A 287-nucleotide genomic window follows, 5' to 3' on the forward strand; every position below is an offset into this window, starting at 1 on the left:
ATGCCTTTCGACATAGAGCGGTGCCAGGCCGACGAGGGCGTCTGCACTCCACACTGCAATGGCCACAAGGTCCCCCGGCGCGAATGTCTGCCACCACGGAATGAGCCAGGCAGGAGACTGGAATGGCGTGGCCGAGATGCTCTGCCGCCAGAGCTGCCACCAATGCGGCTCCAGATCCTCGAATGCGCTCGTATCACTAATGATCTCGGTGCGCAGACCGCCCATCAGCCGGTTCCCAGCAAGGCGCGGCGGGTGCCAAGCTTTGCCAGCGCTTCGTAAACATCCAT

At 62.4% G+C, this 287-nt stretch carries 1 pseudogene; it reads right to left on the reverse strand.

Annotation, left to right across the window (positions count from 1 at the left end):
* Positions 1 to 225: pseudogene (locus EN859_RS37350) on the reverse strand (glycosyl transferase); the annotation flags it as partial.
* Positions 226 to 287 lie beyond the last annotated feature (62 nt).

This window comes from Mesorhizobium sp. M00.F.Ca.ET.216.01.1.1, from assembly GCF_004010325.2.
In the GTDB taxonomy this organism is placed as follows: domain Bacteria; phylum Pseudomonadota; class Alphaproteobacteria; order Rhizobiales; family Rhizobiaceae; genus Mesorhizobium.